The 16237-nt window shown below is 46.6% G+C and carries 18 protein-coding genes and 1 tRNA gene; 11 read left to right on the forward strand and 8 right to left on the reverse strand.

Going from position 1 to position 16237, the window contains the following annotated elements; genetic code table 11:
* Nucleotides 1-2: 2 nt before the first annotated feature.
* Complete coding sequence (locus Micr_RS00870; RefSeq protein ID WP_226803580.1) at nt 3-1127, reverse strand: glycosyltransferase; 1125 nt, start codon at nt 1125-1127, stop codon at nt 3-5.
* Nucleotides 1128-1244: 117 nt separating this feature from the next.
* On the opposite strand from Micr_RS00870, the gene Micr_RS00875 reads away from it, so the two are divergent.
* Together Micr_RS00875 and Micr_RS00880 are read left to right on the forward strand one after the other, a co-directional pair.
* Entirely contained in the window at nt 1245-2543 is a 1299-nt protein-coding gene (locus Micr_RS00875) for a signal recognition particle receptor subunit alpha (RefSeq protein WP_203134787.1), read from the forward strand.
* Between the two features lie 276 nt (nt 2544-2819).
* Nucleotides 2820-3923 carry a GTPase gene (locus Micr_RS00880; protein WP_203134788.1) on the forward strand — a complete coding sequence of 368 codons (1104 nt, stop codon included), beginning with the start codon at nt 2820-2822 and terminating at the stop codon, nt 3921-3923.
* Between the two features lie 480 nt (nt 3924-4403).
* Here the strand turns inward: Micr_RS00880 and Micr_RS00885 are convergent.
* Nucleotides 4404-4510 (reverse strand) — tRNA-Arg (locus Micr_RS00885).
* Nucleotides 4511-5311 (reverse strand): TatD family hydrolase, encoded by an 801-nt coding sequence (locus Micr_RS00890; RefSeq protein WP_203134789.1) that lies wholly within the window; start codon nt 5309-5311, stop codon nt 4511-4513. It lies immediately after the preceding tRNA gene.
* Between the two features lie 93 nt (nt 5312-5404).
* Between Micr_RS00890 and Micr_RS00895 the strand changes: the two genes are divergently transcribed.
* The 6 genes from Micr_RS00895 (at nt 5405) to Micr_RS00920 (ending at nt 12165) form a co-directional block, all read left to right on the forward strand.
* Nucleotides 5405-6388, forward strand: coding sequence for a DUF929 family protein (locus Micr_RS00895; protein WP_203134790.1), 984 nt, complete (start codon nt 5405-5407; stop codon nt 6386-6388).
* Nucleotides 6389-6916 (forward strand): hypothetical protein, encoded by a 528-nt coding sequence (locus Micr_RS00900; protein ID WP_203134791.1) that lies wholly within the window; start codon nt 6389-6391, stop codon nt 6914-6916. It begins immediately after the preceding gene.
* A gap of 1 nt (nt 6917) precedes the next feature.
* A complete protein-coding gene (locus Micr_RS00905; protein WP_203134792.1) occupies nt 6918-8093 on the forward strand; it encodes a hypothetical protein in 1176 nt (391 codons plus the stop codon).
* A 110-nt stretch (nt 8094-8203) separates the two neighbouring features.
* Complete coding sequence (gene secY / locus Micr_RS00910; protein ID WP_203134793.1) at nt 8204-9658, forward strand: preprotein translocase subunit SecY; 1455 nt, start codon at nt 8204-8206, stop codon at nt 9656-9658.
* Nucleotides 9659-9862: 204 nt separating this feature from the next.
* On the forward strand, nt 9863-11029 hold the full coding sequence (locus Micr_RS00915; protein ID WP_203134794.1) for a hypothetical protein: 1167 nt from the start codon (nt 9863-9865) through the stop codon (nt 11027-11029).
* 44 nt (nt 11030-11073) lie between these two features.
* Nucleotides 11074-12165, forward strand: a complete 1092-nt coding sequence (locus tag Micr_RS00920) for a DUF763 domain-containing protein (RefSeq protein ID WP_203134795.1) — start codon at nt 11074-11076, stop codon at nt 12163-12165.
* 5 nt (nt 12166-12170) lie between these two features.
* On the opposite strand, the gene Micr_RS00925 is transcribed toward Micr_RS00920, so the two are convergent.
* The 3 genes from Micr_RS00925 to trxA all read right to left on the reverse strand — a co-directional run bounded on the left by Micr_RS00925 (nt 12171) and on the right by trxA (nt 14393).
* On the reverse strand, nt 12171-12680 hold the full coding sequence (locus tag Micr_RS00925; RefSeq protein ID WP_203134796.1) for a hypothetical protein: 510 nt from the start codon (nt 12678-12680) through the stop codon (nt 12171-12173).
* Nucleotides 12681-12725: 45 nt separating this feature from the next.
* The gene (gene hisS / locus Micr_RS00930; protein ID WP_203134797.1) at nt 12726-13997 is read right to left on the reverse strand and encodes a histidine--tRNA ligase; all 1272 of its coding nucleotides are present in this window, start codon (nt 13995-13997) and stop codon (nt 12726-12728) included.
* A gap of 75 nt (nt 13998-14072) precedes the next feature.
* On the reverse strand, nt 14073-14393 hold the full coding sequence (gene trxA, locus Micr_RS00935; RefSeq protein ID WP_226803563.1) for a thioredoxin: 321 nt from the start codon (nt 14391-14393) through the stop codon (nt 14073-14075).
* A gap of 230 nt (nt 14394-14623) precedes the next feature.
* On the opposite strand from trxA, the gene Micr_RS00940 reads away from it, so the two are divergent.
* Genes Micr_RS00940 through Micr_RS00950 form a run of 3 tightly spaced genes read left to right on the forward strand, consistent with a single transcriptional unit; the run spans nt 14624 to nt 15637 of the window.
* Entirely contained in the window at nt 14624-14833 is a 210-nt protein-coding gene (locus tag Micr_RS00940; protein WP_203134799.1) for a histone-like protein, read from the forward strand.
* On the forward strand, nt 14834-15379 hold the full coding sequence (locus Micr_RS00945; protein WP_203134800.1) for a hypothetical protein: 546 nt from the start codon (nt 14834-14836) through the stop codon (nt 15377-15379).
* A 9-nt stretch (nt 15380-15388) separates the two neighbouring features.
* Nucleotides 15389-15637: a PRC-barrel domain-containing protein gene (locus Micr_RS00950; protein WP_203134801.1), complete on the forward strand. Its 249-nt coding sequence runs from the start codon at nt 15389-15391 to the stop codon at nt 15635-15637.
* 34 nt (nt 15638-15671) lie between these two features.
* On the opposite strand, the gene rpoP is transcribed toward Micr_RS00950, so the two are convergent.
* Nucleotides 15672-15803: a DNA-directed RNA polymerase subunit P gene (rpoP, locus tag Micr_RS00955; RefSeq protein WP_203134802.1), complete on the reverse strand. Its 132-nt coding sequence runs from the start codon at nt 15801-15803 to the stop codon at nt 15672-15674.
* A 48-nt stretch (nt 15804-15851) separates the two neighbouring features.
* Nucleotides 15852-16232, reverse strand: a complete 381-nt coding sequence (locus Micr_RS00960; protein WP_203134803.1) for a hypothetical protein — start codon at nt 16230-16232, stop codon at nt 15852-15854.
* Nucleotides 16233-16237: the final 5 nt, after the last annotated feature.

Here is a 16237-nt window from a genome sequence, read left to right on the forward strand (position 1 = left end):
CATCACAATTTTGAGACGGATTTAAGCTCCTTGTCAAATTCCCTGAAGAAATGCTCCCAGGAATAGTTTTCAATAACACGTTTTCTTCCGTTTCTTCCAATCATAGCGGCAAGCTCAGGATCCTTAGATACCTTAAGCATTGCGTTGCACATGGAATGCTCGTCCTCGACCAGATAGCCCGTCTTGCCGTCTATCACGGTCTCTCTAGGGCCTCCCTGGTTGAGCGCTATGACGGGCTTAGAGCTTGCCATAGCCTCTAGCGGCACAAGCCCGTAGTCCTCGTTAATTGGCGGATACAGCACTGCCGTGGCTCCCGAATAGGCATCCCTGAACTCGTCCTCGCCCACATTTGCCATTATGGAGATATTCTTACTGCCTTTGGCCATTTCTGTTATGCGCTTATAGTAATCTTGATAAAATGCATCTTTCGATACTGCACCCATCAGTACGAGCCTATATCCTTTTGCCTTTTTGCTGAATTCTTCAAATGCTCTTATCGCAAATTCCTGGTTTTTGTTTGGCGAGATACGCGAAGGGTATAGGAAATAATGTTCGTCTCCCCTGTTTCTGTACAGCTTGTAATCTATGCCCCCGCCGAGCACTCTGGCGTCATTTCTTCCCAAGTATTTTTCTATTCTTCCCTTGGTGTTCTGGCTGTTGGCAACTATGCGTTCTATTCTATTTACTACCTTCCTATCCATGCGCCTTACTGCTTTTATGCCCAGATAATGCACAGGTTTCTGATAAAACTTTTTCATGGACATCCTGAACCTGTACATGTCATAGGCGTCGCGCAGGGGCGTATGGCAATACCATAGCACGCGCTCGTTCCTGTTCCTTATCCAGTGGCTCGGAGCTATGTGCGCGTTTATCACGTCGTAATCCTCGTCCACGTTCATGTTATAAAAGCCGAGGCCGTACTTCAATCCTTGAAAAACCCTCCCGTAGGCGGGAAATCCGGTAGAATTTCCCCCTATGACCTCAACATCGAGCTTTCCATACTCCGGAAATGTCCCTTCAGGGTCATATTCTGCCGTTATTATCTTGGCACGGTAATGCTGGGCTATCTTCAGAACTACCTTTTCAGCGCCTCCCTTTAGCGTGAGGTTGGCCTGGGCAATGAGCACCTTCAATCCAATCACTATATAATAAATTCCAGCCATCAATTAAATAACGTGCGCAGCAATAGGGATAAATTAATAAATGTAAAAAACAAAGAGCAAGGAAGCTGAAGGGCTGTTTTTATGGATCTGGGAGAAGGCATCAGGAAGGCAATGGCAAAGCTATCGCGAGCCACCATAATAGACGCAAAGACGATAAAAGAGTTCAACAAGGAGCTGCAAAAGACCCTGATAAGCAGCGACGTAGACGTCGCTCTAGTGCTTAAGCTTACGAGCAGCATAGAGCAAAAGGCCCTAAAATCGAATCCGCCTCCCGGGATTACGCCTCACGATTATATAACCGACATAGTATATAACGAGCTGGTTTCATTCATGGGCAAGACATACGAGCCCGAAATGAAGCCGCGCAGGATATTACTTATGGGTTTGTACGGCTCCGGAAAAACTACCACTGCTGCCAAGCTGGCAAAATACTATCAAGACAGGGGCTTGAGCGCCGGCTTAATATGCTGCGACGTGACCAGACCGTCAGCCTACGAGCAGCTGGAGACACTCTCATCCCAGGCCAACGTGACATTTTTCGGGATAAAAGGCGAGAGCAATGCCGCCAAAATAGTCAAGCAGGGTCTTGAGGCCCTCAAGGGCAAGCAGGTAATCATCTGCGACACAAGCGGCAGGAACTCAATAAACGAGGAACTGATAAAGGAGCTCAAGGATATAAACAAGGAATTCAAGCCTGACGACACTATACTCGTGCTCAGCGCCGACATAGGACAGGTGGCTGGCCGCCTTGCCAGCGAATTTGGCTCTGCCGTAGGCATAACTGGCCTGATAATAACCAAGATGGACGGTTCAGGAAAGGGCGGAGGCGCCCTCAGCGCCGCCAATGCCGCCAATGCCAAAGTAATGTTCATAGGGATCGGGGAGAAACTTTCCGAAATAGAGCCATACAATTCTGAAAGGTTCATAGGCTCCTTGCTCGGCATGCCTGACATAGCCAACCTGCTCGAAAAAGTGCAGAACGCCATATCGGCTGAAAACATAAACCCTGAGGATGTGGAAGTGCAAAAGCTGAATTTCGAGAGCTTCTACGCACAGCTCAAGGCGCTGAACAGGATGGGCCCGCTCAAAAGCGTTTTCGGAATGCTTGGCGCATCGGATATGCCAAAGGACGTTATAGAAAAGGGCGAGGAAAAGCTCGGAAAATACAAGGTAATAATATCTTCAATGACGAAGGAGGAGCGCCTCGACGAGCACATACTGCATCAGGACGGTCGCATAAGGAGGATAGCGCTCGGAAGCGGAACATCCGAAAAGGAAGTAAGGGAGCTGCTTTCAGACTTCGCAAAAATGAAGAAATCGTTCAACATGTTGAAAAACGACAGGAATATGAAAAGATTTATGTCAAAATTTTCGGGCTGATAAAAAGCATAAAAAAAAGAAAAAAAGAAAAAGAGCAACGGATAACAACCTTATCTCTTTTTCTTCGAAGACTTTGACTTTGGTTTAGACTTCTTTGTGCTTTTCTTTGAAGTCTTCTTTTTTGCTGCCTTTGCCATTTATCTCACTTTTAAACCTATGCATACTACAAAAGTAATCTATAAAAAATATACTGAATAAAATAAACTATAAAATGAATTAAATTTTATCTTCATATACATTAATTTATCAAAGTAAATTAATTTTATAAGTGTAATAATGGACAAAAAGGAAGCCGTAAGTCAAAGGCTCGAAGAACTTGAAGAAGAACTTTCGAAGACAAAGGACAACAAGGCCACCAACAAGCATCTTGCAAAGCTGCGTTCCAAGGTCGCCGAGGCGCGCCGCGACCTGGTAGAAGCGGGAAAACGGCAGCACGGCAAGGGTTTTTTCATAAAAAAGACCGGGGATTCCACAATATCGCTTCTCGGATTCCCGAGCGCCGGAAAGTCATCCCTGCTTAACATGCTTACAAATTCGAGGTCAAAAACCGCAGCATACGCGTTTACAACGACAACGATAATACCCGGGACCATGATATACAACGGCGCTCACATACAGGTGCTGGACATGCCTGGCATAATAGAAGACGCGCATCTCGGCAAGGGCGGCGGAAAGGCCGTGATAGCGCAGATGCGCGTTTCGGACCTTGTGGTCTTTGTGATAGATGCTACCAACGCCTGGCAGCTTGACGCACTTATGACGGAACTGAAGGGCCTCAATATACACATAAATGAGCAAAAACCCCGCATTTCGATAATAAAGAAGAATGATGCCAACGGGATAATGCTGGAAGTAAACAAATCCGGGCTGCTCGAGGATGACATAAAGGCAATTCTCAATGCATTTGGCATATTCAAGGCAATAGTCAAGATATGGGACAGGGTAAATGAGGACGATCTTATAGCGATAATATCCGAAAAGGCATATTACATGAGGGGCATAATAGCCCTGAACAAGGTAGACCTGCTGGGGCAGAACAAAAACATACAATCGGATATTTCAAAGCGCTACCCAATGCAGGTTTTTCCGATAAGTGCAACTACTGGCCATGGAATAAACGAATTGAAAGTAGGGATATACGAGAATCTTGGTATAATGAGGATATTCCTAAAACCTAAAATAGGTGGAGATTCAGAACCAATTATAATAAGTAAGAATGCCACCGTCGGTGAACTGGCCGGAAAAATACACACGTCAATAGTTGACGAGCTAAAATGCGCATTTGTTGACGGCCCCAGCGTGAAATTCAGGAACCAGCGCGTAGGGGTAAAGCACGTACTGCGTGACAGGGACACTGTTACGTTCATAAAGGAAAGATGAGCCCAAGTCAGCCCATGGATAAAAATATATGCTTATAATCAGATATGTCTGCGGAGGTAAAAATGGCGATAAAATATTGGGAATTCGAAGATGCGCCTTTCAGGGAGAAGGTCAAGAACCCAAAGGTTGCGGACATTGCAAGGATATTCTTCGAAAACGAAACCGAGGCGTACAGGTTCGCCGTACTCTTAAGCATGGCAAAGAAGGGCGGGTTAAGGCTCAAGGATGTCCCTGAAGGAATACCGGTCGCCACGGCAAAGAGATACCTGGATTATGCAGTCCAACTGGGCCTGCTGAAGCACGAAAATTCAATATACGAGCTTACGGACAGGTATTCTAAGCCTTTTAGGAACATAGCATCTTACATAAAGGCATGGATGGAGACGCCTTTGGAAGAGGATCTCTCGACAGAGTTTGTTAATGCGAAGCAAGGGAAGCAGGACAAAAGAGGAGGAAGAAGCCAAAAAGAAAGCGCGGATTCGGGCCCGGCGGGAATTCCATAACATTAGCGAACCGCTAAACTTATTTTGAACCCGCGACCATCAGCTTAGAAGGCTGCTGCTCTGTCCAAGCTGAGCTACGGGCCCTTAAATCCGTCGAATTAGATTGTGCACGCCAATATTAAAGAACCTTTTCGTATTGTCTGCTATCTTAACGGCACAGCTTTCGAAATCCATGCCTTTGGCTTTGGCAATCAGCATTACCGACTTGTCAATGTCATATACGTGCATGCCTGCTGTTGGAGAATCAGTCTCTGCCATTATGTTTGATATCGGTATCGGCTCAATGGCTGCCATTCTTTTTGCTGAGTGCATTGGTGGCACTGAGACCATAAATCCCATTTTTGCCACCCTTTCAGCCTGCTCTGCATTCCCTTCAAAAAAGTGGATATGGGCCTTCTTTATCGCTGATGCGCCGAGAATATCCAAGACGTCGTCCAACGCGTCCCTAGAATGGACGCTGGCGGGCTTGTCGAGCTCTATCGCAAGATTCACGAACTTTTTGAAGACTTCTTTTTGCCTTTCCCTATCCTTTTCGCTGTTTGCAAATTTGTAATCAAGCCCTATCTCTCCTACTGCGGATACGCTCTTTGCATTGGCCCTTACCAAGTTTACGTTGTAATCGATCTCGTTATCAGTCATTTTCAGGGCATTTTCGGGATGGACGCCCAAAGCCGCGAACACTCCCGAACGCCATCTTTCTCCCATTATTGACATGTTTGACTTGGTGTCTACCCCGTTGACTATCAAGGCCGTGACTCCGCGGCTGTTTGCTATGTCCAGCTCCTCATCGCTAAGAAAGTCCGGATGGCAATGTGCATCTATCAACTCCAGCTTCTGCTTGTACTTGAAGTCTTCATTTTTAGCGCTAAGCTGCGTTAATGCCATAAAAATATCCTCAAGTTAAAAACATACTACAAAAGATTATATATTCTTTATTTTAAAATATACTTAAATACGGTTTTGGTAATGGAATCCCGAATGCCTGATAGAAAGCCTAAATCCAAGGCACGCCACATTAATCAGTCTGTTGCGGAACTTTCGAGGCAGAAGAATTACTACAAGTGGAGTAGCATAGTTCTTTTGATCATAGTAATAATCCTCGCATTCTCAATTGCAAATCCGCTCAAGCCTGCGAATGAGCATTTCGGCTCAAGACTTACCAACATAGACGTCCCATTCAGCCCTCAATACTTGTCGATAATAAACAATGCCCCTAATTCATATTTCAACACTGCAGCCCTGAAGCTTCTCAACGGTTCACTAACAGATGAGATAATAGACACGCCCCCTACTTTAAAGTCAAATAATACTTTCGTGGTAAACGGAAAGCCCAGCGTGATATATATAGGCGCAATCTCCTGCGTATTCTGCGGAGAGAACAGGTGGGCGATGGCACTTGCCCTGTCGCGCTTTGGCAATTTTTCGAAGCTGTACGAAGGCTACAGCAGCTTCGGCGACCATGACGTTCCTACTATATATTGGAACAATGACAACTACACAATTCCAGAGGGAGTTGGCTTCGGCAACTACTACAGCAGCAAATATGTAAACTTCATATCGGCAGACTATGAATCCCCAATAGTGGACGGATTTGAGGTACAGCCTCTATCCTATTTTGTAAGCCAAGCACCTAATGCCACGTACAAGTCGGCAATGTCATTCATGAACTCTACTAACGATTTCCAAGGCACGCCGTTTACCTTCTGGGGAAAAGTTCTTGTTCCAGGGGCTACCGGGATAGTTTTCGGAAATACAACCCCTGATACGTCAACCCTTCCACTGACAAACGAAACGCACGCACAGGTATTGTCACAGCTCAAGAACTTCAACGATCAGTTCGCCTGGGGCGAGTACGCGGCTGCTGACGTATATGTGGCCTACCTGTGCCCATCGCTTAATAATACTCCGCCGGTTTGCCAGTTGCAGGGAATAAAGGATCTTGAGTCTGCCATGGGTGTTTGAATGGGTGTTTACGAAACGTTTAGGGCGCTTTACATAAGAAAGCCAAAATACATTGCACTGAACATCGCAGCCTTTTTCATATACTACTTCGTGATGAGGGGCATAGTCCTTATCGACAACAAGATAATACTTTTCAACAACAATGCCTCAGAATACCTGTTCTATCTGATAGCAATAACCTCATCGGTTCTCGTCACATTGGCCATATATTCTGCCTTCAATACGAAAAACAACAGAGCCAAGGTATCTGCGCCGGTCTCCGGGAGCGCAGTGGCTCTGGCCGGAAGTTTCGCGGTAAGCTGCGGTTGCAGCTTCTCTGCACTTTCGTATCTTGCCGTAATAGGGCTGAGTACAGGCTCGATTATAAGCCTAGACACAACTATAGCGAATTACGAGACTCCGCTAATGCTTGCTGCGCTCGTACTAAACCTTGTAATACTTGGGTACTATTCAAGCAAGCTTTCAAAACCCTCATGCGCAATAAGGAAGCCCAAGAAATCAGGGAATAGTCGAAAACAGGTAAGATGAAATGGCAGCAAAACGCCAAAATGACAAGAAAAGAAAACGGCAAATACATCAAGCCCATGCAAAAAACCCTTCAACATCAAGTGCAGCAGATAAAAATCCAAGAAAAGCCGGCGCTGCAAAAATTGCTAAATCCAAGGTGCAAAAGCGCAGCCTGTCCACAAAAAAAGTCCAGAAAGCAGGCAAGGTTAAATTGCCGCGCGCAAAAAGAGAAGTCGAGCCTCAGGTGGCGAATTACACTCCGGAGCCTCCAGATTCATACAACCATGCAATCATAAAGAACCTGCTCGCACAGCGCAGCGGCGATGAAAGCTTCGTTTCTTCAGAGGCCATAATGTTTTCAAAGCTCATCATGTATTTGAGCATGCCTGCAAGTGAGCAATACCGGTCAGGATTCAGGCTAGGCAAGCTGTATTACAGCCAAGCCGTAAGCTCAAGGCCCAAATGGTACGAAGATTCAATCCCTGAGCTCGCGAAGTTTTTCCAGAAGCTAGGCTATGCTGCAAAATACGGGATATCAAGGCATGGCAGTCCTACCATAACTTTAAAATCGAATTCAAGCATTAAGCTCGGCTTCAACGTTCATTCGTTTGAGGCAGGCATAATATCTGGTTTTCTCAGCAGCGCCAGGAACTCTTATATGGCAATGCACGAAAGCGAGTGTGCATGCAATGGCGCGGAAGAATGCGTATTCGAGCCAGGCCAAAAGGACGAATCTATAATAAATAAAAATACGTTGATGAGGAATTTTGCAAAGCATCTCGCCACTTCCCACATCAAAAAGAGGGAACACGGGGATTTCTCTTGGATATACAACGCGATTATACTCTCAACAGTAAAGCACGTAAGAGGTCCGATTCCAGAAATGCGCCTTCTGGGCGAATACGCCAATAAGGAATTCGGTTTCGATGAGTCAAATTCCGGGAACCCTGTGCGCATGATTTCAGAAATAATGCGCTCAGTATCTGCTTCAAGCAACTCCGAATACGATAAATCTGCGATAAAATTTACCTTCGATCCCCTTAATTCGGATTCACGCTATATGGACTCTCTGGAAAAGTTTGCTTCAGGCCTGACCAACGGCGCAGCCAAAATATCCATAAATCTCTCAAACACTGGGCTTTCCTATGACCTTGTGATAAGCTTTGGCGCAAAGCTTTTAAAACTGAAGAATAAATAACCTAAAATGCTGGTGTTTCTCTGGGAACTGGCTTAAGGATAGCTTACAACTAAAGCGCCACACCAGAAATTCGACCACAGCAACAACGAAACTCGACAGCGGAGGTAACAATGACTCTAGAATTCATGGACAAGATAGCCCCGTACATACCTACGATAAAGGGTCCGAAAAAACCCCTGTCGCTAAGGGAAAAGATGTACTGGACCGCAGGCATAATGACTATCTACTTCATGCTTTACAACGCTTATGCCATAGGTGTCAGCCCCACGGCCGTTTCGCAGCCGGTGTTGCAGCTCATAAGCATAATATTTGCAGCCAAAATCGGCAGCCTGATAACCGTTGGAATAGGGCCTATAGTGCTTTCCAGCATAATTTTGCAGCTGCTTAACGGCTCCGGACTGCTAAAAATGGACATGAACGACACTACGCAGAAATCCAGGTTCCAGGCAATGCAGAAGCTCGCAGCCATGTCGATAGCGGTAATAGAATCCGCTGTTTTCGTTATAAGCGGGTATGTGCCTGTTATAAGCTCTGCACAGATAGGTATAGTCATATTGCAACTCGCCATAGGTGCCATAATAATCATATTCCTTGACGAGATAATGACAAAATACGGAATAACCTCCGGAATAAACATGTTCATAGCTGGAGGGGTTTCGTTCGCAATAGTCGCAGGAACAATAAAAATACTCATACCGGAAGCAATAGCCGCAATACAGGCTGGAGGCGCTGCGGCTCTTTCCAATGCGATAATGGCGTTCGGCCCTCTGTTCTTCGCGATAATAATATTTCTTATAAGCATATACGCGTACGGCATGAAGATAGAACTGCCGCTGAGCTTTGAGCAGCTCAGGGGCGTTGGAGGAAGATTGCCAATACCATTCCTGTATGTAAGCGTGCTTCCTGTCATACTTGCCACTGCCCTTGAGGAAAGCTTAAGTGTCTGGTTCAAGCCATTGCTCTACAACGTTGGCGGCTCGCTAGGCAACATAGCCAAATTCATAGGGCTTTACCAGAACATAGGCGGCACTGTGACGCTCAACGGAGGGCTTCTGTACCTGATATCCCCTGATTTTCCGCTTCCATACGCTGCGCCTTACGGAATAGGAAACTATGCTACTTATTTCACTTATCTGGCTACGCACACCACGCAGCTATTCATGCCATGGGGCGGCTTCGTGCTCGTTCCTGAATGGATACACATGATAATATACGTGCTGGTATTCGTAGTCCTTTGCGTCATATTCGGAAAGTTCTGGGTAGAAATGACCGGGCAGTCTCCAAAGAACATGGCCCAGCAGCTCGGAGATATGGGATGGCAGATACCAGGGTTCAGGCGCGACCCGAGGATAGTCGAGAACGTGCTCAACAAATACATACCGACGATAACAGTGCTTGGCAGCATATTCGTTGGATTGCTTGCAGCCGTAGCCAACCTTACCGGAGCCATAGGCACTGGAATAGGGATACTGCTTACAGTTGGAATAATATACATGCTGTACCAGCAGCTCGAGCAGGAGAGCCTTTTCGAGACTTATCCGATGCTGGACAAGCTAACCAAATAGAGTGCATAATAAGGGTAAAAATAAAGCTTGCCGGATCCTATCCGGCACAAAGGAAAAGACTTTCCGCAAAAGCGGAGAGCTCAAAGCTCTCCTACCCTGCGCTTCTGTGCTCTCTTCAAGCGCTTGCGCCTTTTCTTTTTCCATTTCCAGCGCATTCGCCCTTTCTTCTTCCATTTTCTAGGGATGCTTCCCAAAATAACACCTTTGAACATTGCCGCTACTAAGCTGCATCGGCGTATAGTATTTATCCATCATCCTTTAAATAAGTTCTGTATTCATATATACTGTCCTAATAATCTGTACGGTGTTGCAACGCACAAAGGCATAATCGCATACATAGTAATAATACTCCTTATAATTGCGCTTTGGTATTTCACCATCGGTTTCAGGATTCCCACAAGAATAACGAGCACGTCAACGCTTTCAAGCACAATAAAGCCAAATACTACTCCAAACGTCACGACAAACAAAACCACTACGGCCTCAACAACAATATACTACCTGAGCAACTGCGCCGATCTCGGAATATTCAATTCTACTAGCAACACCATAAACACTAACTACTGCCTTTGGCACGGCGGCACCATAGGCATATGGGTTGCTTCCGGAAGCACCAAAAGCATAAGCTATTCAATAAAAGGCATAAACAACATAACCTATCTTAACGGCACGTCTTCGTATTCGTGCGTTACGTTCCTTCAGAATATGACGCTTCCGGCTCAGGTGTACAACGTGACTTTGAAGACGGGAAAGCCAGGAGGCACATGCAGCAACAAGTACGCATTCATAAAGCTCAATACAACCACAACCGCTCCCTCAAATGTCACGTACCCTGAGGTGTACAACGGCAATTTCAGCACTGGCGAATACAACGGCTGGTATCTTGCCGACACCGGCTTCGGCACCGCGCCGATGAGCATAGCAAAGGCAGACAGCGAAGGCTGCTATCTTACTGCGCCATGGGCAGGCTACAACGGCAGCTATTTCGCCACGACATTCAACTGCGGGCTTAGCAATGCTCCGGGCAATCTGACCTCTAGCCCATTCATAGTATCGGAGCCATTCCTCAACTTCAAGATAATAAGCCCAGAAGACGCCAACATCTACGTCGAAATACTGCATGGCGGGAAGCCTGCGGAAATAGCGCATTACAATACGTTCAACATATCAAAATTTGGGGCAACCGCCCCGTATACGTTCAGGAACGCCAGCATACCCCTGATATCGCTCTCCGGGGACGCCGTCCAGATAAAAGTAGTAGCCCTGAGCCTAAAGCACCACAATTATGTGGCAGTCACGGATTTCCATATGTCATCCCTTCCGTCACAGACTCCCGGCATACTCATAAACCTGACGACAGTTTCTTCGTGACTGCCAAACAATCTTTTTAAATAGCTGCAAGCGGAATTCTAATCATGCAAAGCGTAAGCGTGCTGCCGCTGCACGGAGGGAGGGCCCCAAAATGGCTGTTTCCTAGGATGGTCAAGCTGTCCAAGCTCATAAGCGAGGTCGTAATACGCGAGTACGGCGAATCGGAATTCGTATCTAGGCTTTCGAATCCGTACTGGTTCCAGGCTCTTTCCTGCGCCATAGGCTACGACTGGCACAGCAGCGGAACAACCACAGTCACGATGGGAGCGCTCAAGGAGGCGCTAAACAACAACTCCGGGGTTTTCATAGCCGGAGGCAAGGGCAAGCAGGGAACATCAACGCCGGAGCAGATAATGCAGGGCCTCAAATACTTTTCAATGGAGTCCAAGGCTGACGAATACGTACGCATGAGCAGGATGTCGGCAAAGATAGATTCCGCGCTCGTATACGACGACATAGGGATATACCACCATACATTCGTGTTCTCGGATAAGGGCGACTGGTGCGTAGTCCAGCAGGCAATGCAGAACTCGACAGACAATGCAATACGGTTCCAGATAGATTCCAGAAAAATAGACCATTCCGACATGACCAAGGAAACCAACAGCGCCGTAGGCGCATCAAGCAGCTCCCAGACTCTTGACCTTACCTTTAATGACAACACCTGCATAAAAAATGACAGCGTTGCTGCAGTCAACGAGGACATAAATGCCATACTAAATTTTAACGCGAAAGTGTACAGGCTGCCGTCGCGCCACGAAATACTTGAAAATGTTGACCTGTCGAAGCGTGCGCGAGATACTCTGAAATACGCAAATGAGATGCAGCCCGAGGGCTACGAAGAGCTCCTTTCCATAAAAGGCCTCGGAAGAAAAACCCTAAAATCGCTCGCGCTCATATCCTCGCTGATATACGACAAAGAGGTATCTTACAGGGACCCTGTAATGTATTCCTATAACGTAGGCGGAAAGGACGGGATACCCTATCCAATAAACCTCAGGGAATACGACGACGTTATAGCAAAGATGTCAGAAATAGTAAGAGCCTCCGAAATGAATGATAACGAATCGTCCAAGGCCCTTACCGGACTTTCGACTGACCTGGCAAGGCAGTACCGCCTTGCCGATGCAAAGTAATGTGCTCAAGCTGCCTGCTCGTCGTCCTTTTTGCCCAGAAACTTTTTGCCGACTTCGGCGCGCGTATCCATGCTTTTGCTAAGCGAGTCTATCTCCTCCGGCTTCATCACGTGCTCCAGTATGTATTTCGAGTACGTTACAGATATCTGCGAGAGCTCAAGTATCAGGCTCTGTAGCTCCGCGGTTGTAAATCTCATCTCTTTCTCAGGCCTCAATACTTCTACGCCTGCAGGCGCATAATTGAAGGCCACGCCTATTAGCGGGAAGAAGCTTTCGAACAGAACGGTTACCATTGCGCTGGTGGTGTACAGGTCGTCCCTCTTTAACGGTTCCTCTATGCTGCCGTAGCAGTAGACAACGCCCTTCTCCTTCATCAGCCTTTCGTTTATCAGGTCTGCCATCAGCGGCTGAAGTTTCTCCTTCTCCTTGTGCTGCATGTCAAAATAAAGTTTTACGAGAACGCCGCCTTTAGCTATCTTCTCGTCGGTAAGCTTTTCAACCTCTGATTTTCCCATGTCAATTACCTTCGAATAACCTATTTTATCCTAAAAATTTATAAATCACTTGGAAATGCTCGCTATGGCTTCATCAACCGAAATCTCGGATTCATCGCCCGTGTCCATATTCCTGAGCTTTACCTTGCCTGCATCTTGCTCCTTTGGCCCTACGACTATGGAATAGGGTATGCCAAGGGACGAAGCGTATGAGAGCTGGTTGGATATGTTCCTGCTGGCCTGGTTGAGGTCAACTTCCACGCCTGCGCTTCTAAGCTTCATAGCGACATCAAGCGCGTAATTGTAATTCTGCTCCTTTATGTAAGCCACAAATACCTTGGCATATGTGCGTTTCTTGCTATCCCCGAACTTCATAACGTCAAGCACCCTGTCTATTCCTATGCTGAATCCAACTCCTGGCAATTTGCTTTCGCTGAATCTTGACACAAGGTTGTCGTATCTACCTCCAGAGCATATGGAAGTGCTGCCAGCAACGCCTGTGTTGTCGATTGTTTCCATAACTATGCCTGTGTAGTAATCTATCCCCCTTACTATCGAAGGATCGACTATGCACTTGCCCTTTATTGCATATTTCTGCAAAAGCTCAAGCGTGCCTGATATCTCCGCGCACGCATCTTCGCTTCCTGCCATGCCGTTTATGGCTTTGATCCTTTCTTCATTGGTCCCGGAAACGCCTACAAACGCGCTTATCTGGTCTATCGAATCCTCCTTCAAGCCCATAGCAGCAAGCTCCTTTGATACTCCTTCCCTGCCTATCTTATCGGCTTTGTCCATAATCCTCATTATCTTCTGCGTCTGTTCCTTCAGGCCTATCCTTTCCATGAAAACGTCAACCGTCTGCCTGCTGTTGAGCCTTATGGTGTAATCAAGCCCGAGCTCGTCCATTGCCTTGCACACCGCAGCTATTGCTTCGGCATTGGCCTTTATGGCATCGCCTCCCAATATGTCTACGTCGGCCTGTGCGAACTCCCTCAGCCTCATCCTCTGCGGCTCGTCCATGCGCCAGACTGTGCCTATTGCATATCTCTTGAAAGGCAGCGGCATGCTGTTGTGCATGCTTATGTACCTGGCAAGACCTACCGTATGATCATATCGGAGCCCGTTGTTCTGGTCCTTGAGCTCGAATATCAGCTTGTTCTCCTCTCCTATGACCTCTTTGGCCTTAAGCACATCAAGGCTTTCCATGTATGGGGTATATATCGGAAGGAAGCCAAAGCTCCTGTATACCTGCTCAATTTTTTCCATAACTTCGTTTCTGGCTATGGCCTCGTTCGGCATAAGGTCCCTTACTCCCCTAGGGAATGGTATTTCTCCCATAAAACACACTAGCAAGCCAGCTACGCTGCTGGACACTGATATTCAGAAGAAAAAGAATAAAAAGAAGCCCTGCAATCACAGGTTCTTCTCTATCCACTTCTTTAGCACTTCTTTTGGAACAGCTCCCACGCTTTGAGCCTTTACCTTGCCCTTTTCAATGAGCAACGTAGTAGGTATGCTCATTATGCCGTACTTTGCCGCTATGTTCTCGTTTTCGTCAGCGTCTACCTTGACGAATTTTATCTTTCCGTCGTAGTCGTTTGACACTTCGTCCACTATCGGGGAGTACATCCTGCAAGGGCCGCACCATGTTGCCCATACGTCAACAAGGACGGGCACATTGGATTTAAGCACTTCCTCTTCAAATTCCTTTTCGTTTACATCCTTAACACTCACTCTATCACCTTTTTTCATATATATTCTTTTTTATATGTTATTTAAGCTTATCGCAGCATATCCATTATAAAAATAAATAAAAATGGAGGCTCTGCCGCATATGCGGCACTTCCACTATCCTTCACTGCGTCATATTTTTATATGTTAAATTGCAATAAGTCTGCTGTGATGAACAAAGCGCACTGAGCAATTGCTGTGATGTGGATCTTGAGTGCTGATTGTGTGGTTGAATGGGCATACCTATTGCTGCTGTGAAAAAACTTGTCATGGGCAAATACGGGATAAAAATAGACGATGAAGCTGCCGCGGCAATGGCCAAGATGCTTGACGACAAGGCTTCGGAGATAGCAAAATACGCTGTGGAGCACGCCAAATCGAGCAATAACGGCAGGGTTACTGCCGAGGACGTGGAGGCGTACGCGCTTGACCCCGGTAATTAGATGGCATCAGGCAACATATCGGAAAGCCCGGAACACTCCATAAAGCTCGAATACGAGCTGGATGGCGTGCAGCTTCAGGCGCTGTGGGAGCCCAAGGGCGACGGCTATACCATACAGACAATATTTGACAAGGATGGCGGAATACTCGACCAGAAGCTCATAAATATAAAGGGCCACGACCAGAAGGAGCTCGTTGAGGCCTTCATGGACTCGAATGGAATAGAGCCAAAAGAGAGCGTTTACGAGCCAATAACGCTTCACAAGGGATGCCCGTCATGCCACCGCAATACCCTCGTAAGGCACGCTTCGACAGAGAAAAAGCCTTCCAAAATACCTATAATGCCGTTGTATGATTGCAGCTCATGCGGCACAAAAGCATACTATCTGACTGACGGGTATCTGCGAAAGCTGGTTGTTTCAAACAGGGAGCTCTTCGACGGCATGGACATGAAGGAATTCGAAACTGACGAGCAAAAGTTTATAAATGAGCTTAAAGCCTATATAATAAGAGTATTCGCTTCCAAGCATATACTAAACGTAAAATAGGTTTTTGAAATGGTATTACTCTCCGACATGTATGGAAAGCAGATAATAAGCAACGAAGGCAAGAGGATCGGAACCGTCGAGGATCTGATAATAGATTTCGAGGAGGGCAAGATAGCAAGCATGCTTACGGTGAAGATAGACAGCCTGATAAGAAGCGACCACACCGCACAGCTGCTGAAGAAAAACAGCGTAAGCTATGACAGAGTAAAGAACGTATCAGAAACAGTCATAGTGGGGGCTTCCGAAGCAAAGCGCTGACCCTTGGCCGAAAATAAAAATAAAAAGCTGGCCTTCAATCGGTTGAGACTTCTCTCGGTATGCTAGGCCTTTTCTTTATAAGCCTTCTTCCTCCGCAGTAGGGGCATCTTACGAATCCCTCTATCTGCTCTATTTCCCTGTTGCAGCTCATGCATACATAGCTCATTTTTTGACACCTTTGAACGTAAACATTGCAATACTGTTGGCTTTATTATTATTTATTGCTTTCCTTGGCCGGCTTGCTGTTGGCCTTGAGCCATTTGACGAAATCGCTGTGGAGCGCCGACTTGCTTGTGTCTATGACTCTTATCTTCATGCTTCCATTATAGTGCTCGTCGTTTAGCACCACCACTTCGTCATAGTCCTTCATCTCTGTGTAGTGCACCTCCATCCAGTGTATCTTGCCGTTAAGGTAATCGTCAAGGACGCGCTTGTTCATGGGGACCGAAGAAAAGCTGAACAAGAGCCCGTTGCACCAGTACAATGGCATCGTTCCTGATGGGGTTATTCTTTCCCTCATCAAATCGTCCATGCTGACCTTCACTACTTCGTGGACCACGAGCTCGTTTATCGGCGAAAAGCTTATCCTTACCATTGCGA

This window comes from Candidatus Micrarchaeum sp. (assembly GCF_016806735.1).
GTDB lineage: Archaea > Micrarchaeota > Micrarchaeia > Micrarchaeales > Micrarchaeaceae > Micrarchaeum_A > Micrarchaeum_A acidiphilum_A.

What these genes read in the sequence shown, in the direction of transcription:
- Micr_RS00920 (WP_203134795.1), top strand. Translation starts at nt 11,074, where the DNA reads ATGCAAAGCGTAAGCGTGCTGCCGCTGCACGGAGGGAGGGCCCCAAAA.
- secY (WP_203134793.1), top strand. Translation starts at nt 8,204, where the DNA reads ATGACTCTAGAATTCATGGACAAGATAGCCCCGTACATACCTACGATA.
- rpoP (WP_203134802.1), bottom strand. Translation starts at nt 15,803, where the DNA reads ATGAGCTATGTATGCATGAGCTGCAACAGGGAAATAGAGCAGATAGAG.
- Micr_RS00940 (WP_203134799.1), top strand. Translation starts at nt 14,624, where the DNA reads ATGGGCATACCTATTGCTGCTGTGAAAAAACTTGTCATGGGCAAATAC.
- Micr_RS00905 (WP_203134792.1), top strand. Translation starts at nt 6,918, where the DNA reads ATGGCAGCAAAACGCCAAAATGACAAGAAAAGAAAACGGCAAATACAT.
- Micr_RS00900 (WP_203134791.1), top strand. Translation starts at nt 6,389, where the DNA reads ATGGGTGTTTACGAAACGTTTAGGGCGCTTTACATAAGAAAGCCAAAA.
- Micr_RS00890 (WP_203134789.1), bottom strand. Translation starts at nt 5,311, where the DNA reads ATGGCATTAACGCAGCTTAGCGCTAAAAATGAAGACTTCAAGTACAAG.
- Micr_RS00950 (WP_203134801.1), top strand. Translation starts at nt 15,389, where the DNA reads ATGGTATTACTCTCCGACATGTATGGAAAGCAGATAATAAGCAACGAA.
- Micr_RS00925 (WP_203134796.1), bottom strand. Translation starts at nt 12,680, where the DNA reads ATGGGAAAATCAGAGGTTGAAAAGCTTACCGACGAGAAGATAGCTAAA.
- Micr_RS00895 (WP_203134790.1), top strand. Translation starts at nt 5,405, where the DNA reads ATGCCTGATAGAAAGCCTAAATCCAAGGCACGCCACATTAATCAGTCT.
- Micr_RS00880 (WP_203134788.1), top strand. Translation starts at nt 2,820, where the DNA reads ATGGACAAAAAGGAAGCCGTAAGTCAAAGGCTCGAAGAACTTGAAGAA.
- Micr_RS00945 (WP_203134800.1), top strand. Translation starts at nt 14,834, where the DNA reads ATGGCATCAGGCAACATATCGGAAAGCCCGGAACACTCCATAAAGCTC.
- hisS (WP_203134797.1), bottom strand. Translation starts at nt 13,997, where the DNA reads ATGGGAGAAATACCATTCCCTAGGGGAGTAAGGGACCTTATGCCGAAC.
- Micr_RS00875 (WP_203134787.1), top strand. Translation starts at nt 1,245, where the DNA reads ATGGATCTGGGAGAAGGCATCAGGAAGGCAATGGCAAAGCTATCGCGA.
- Micr_RS00960 (WP_203134803.1), bottom strand. Translation starts at nt 16,232, where the DNA reads ATGGTAAGGATAAGCTTTTCGCCGATAAACGAGCTCGTGGTCCACGAA.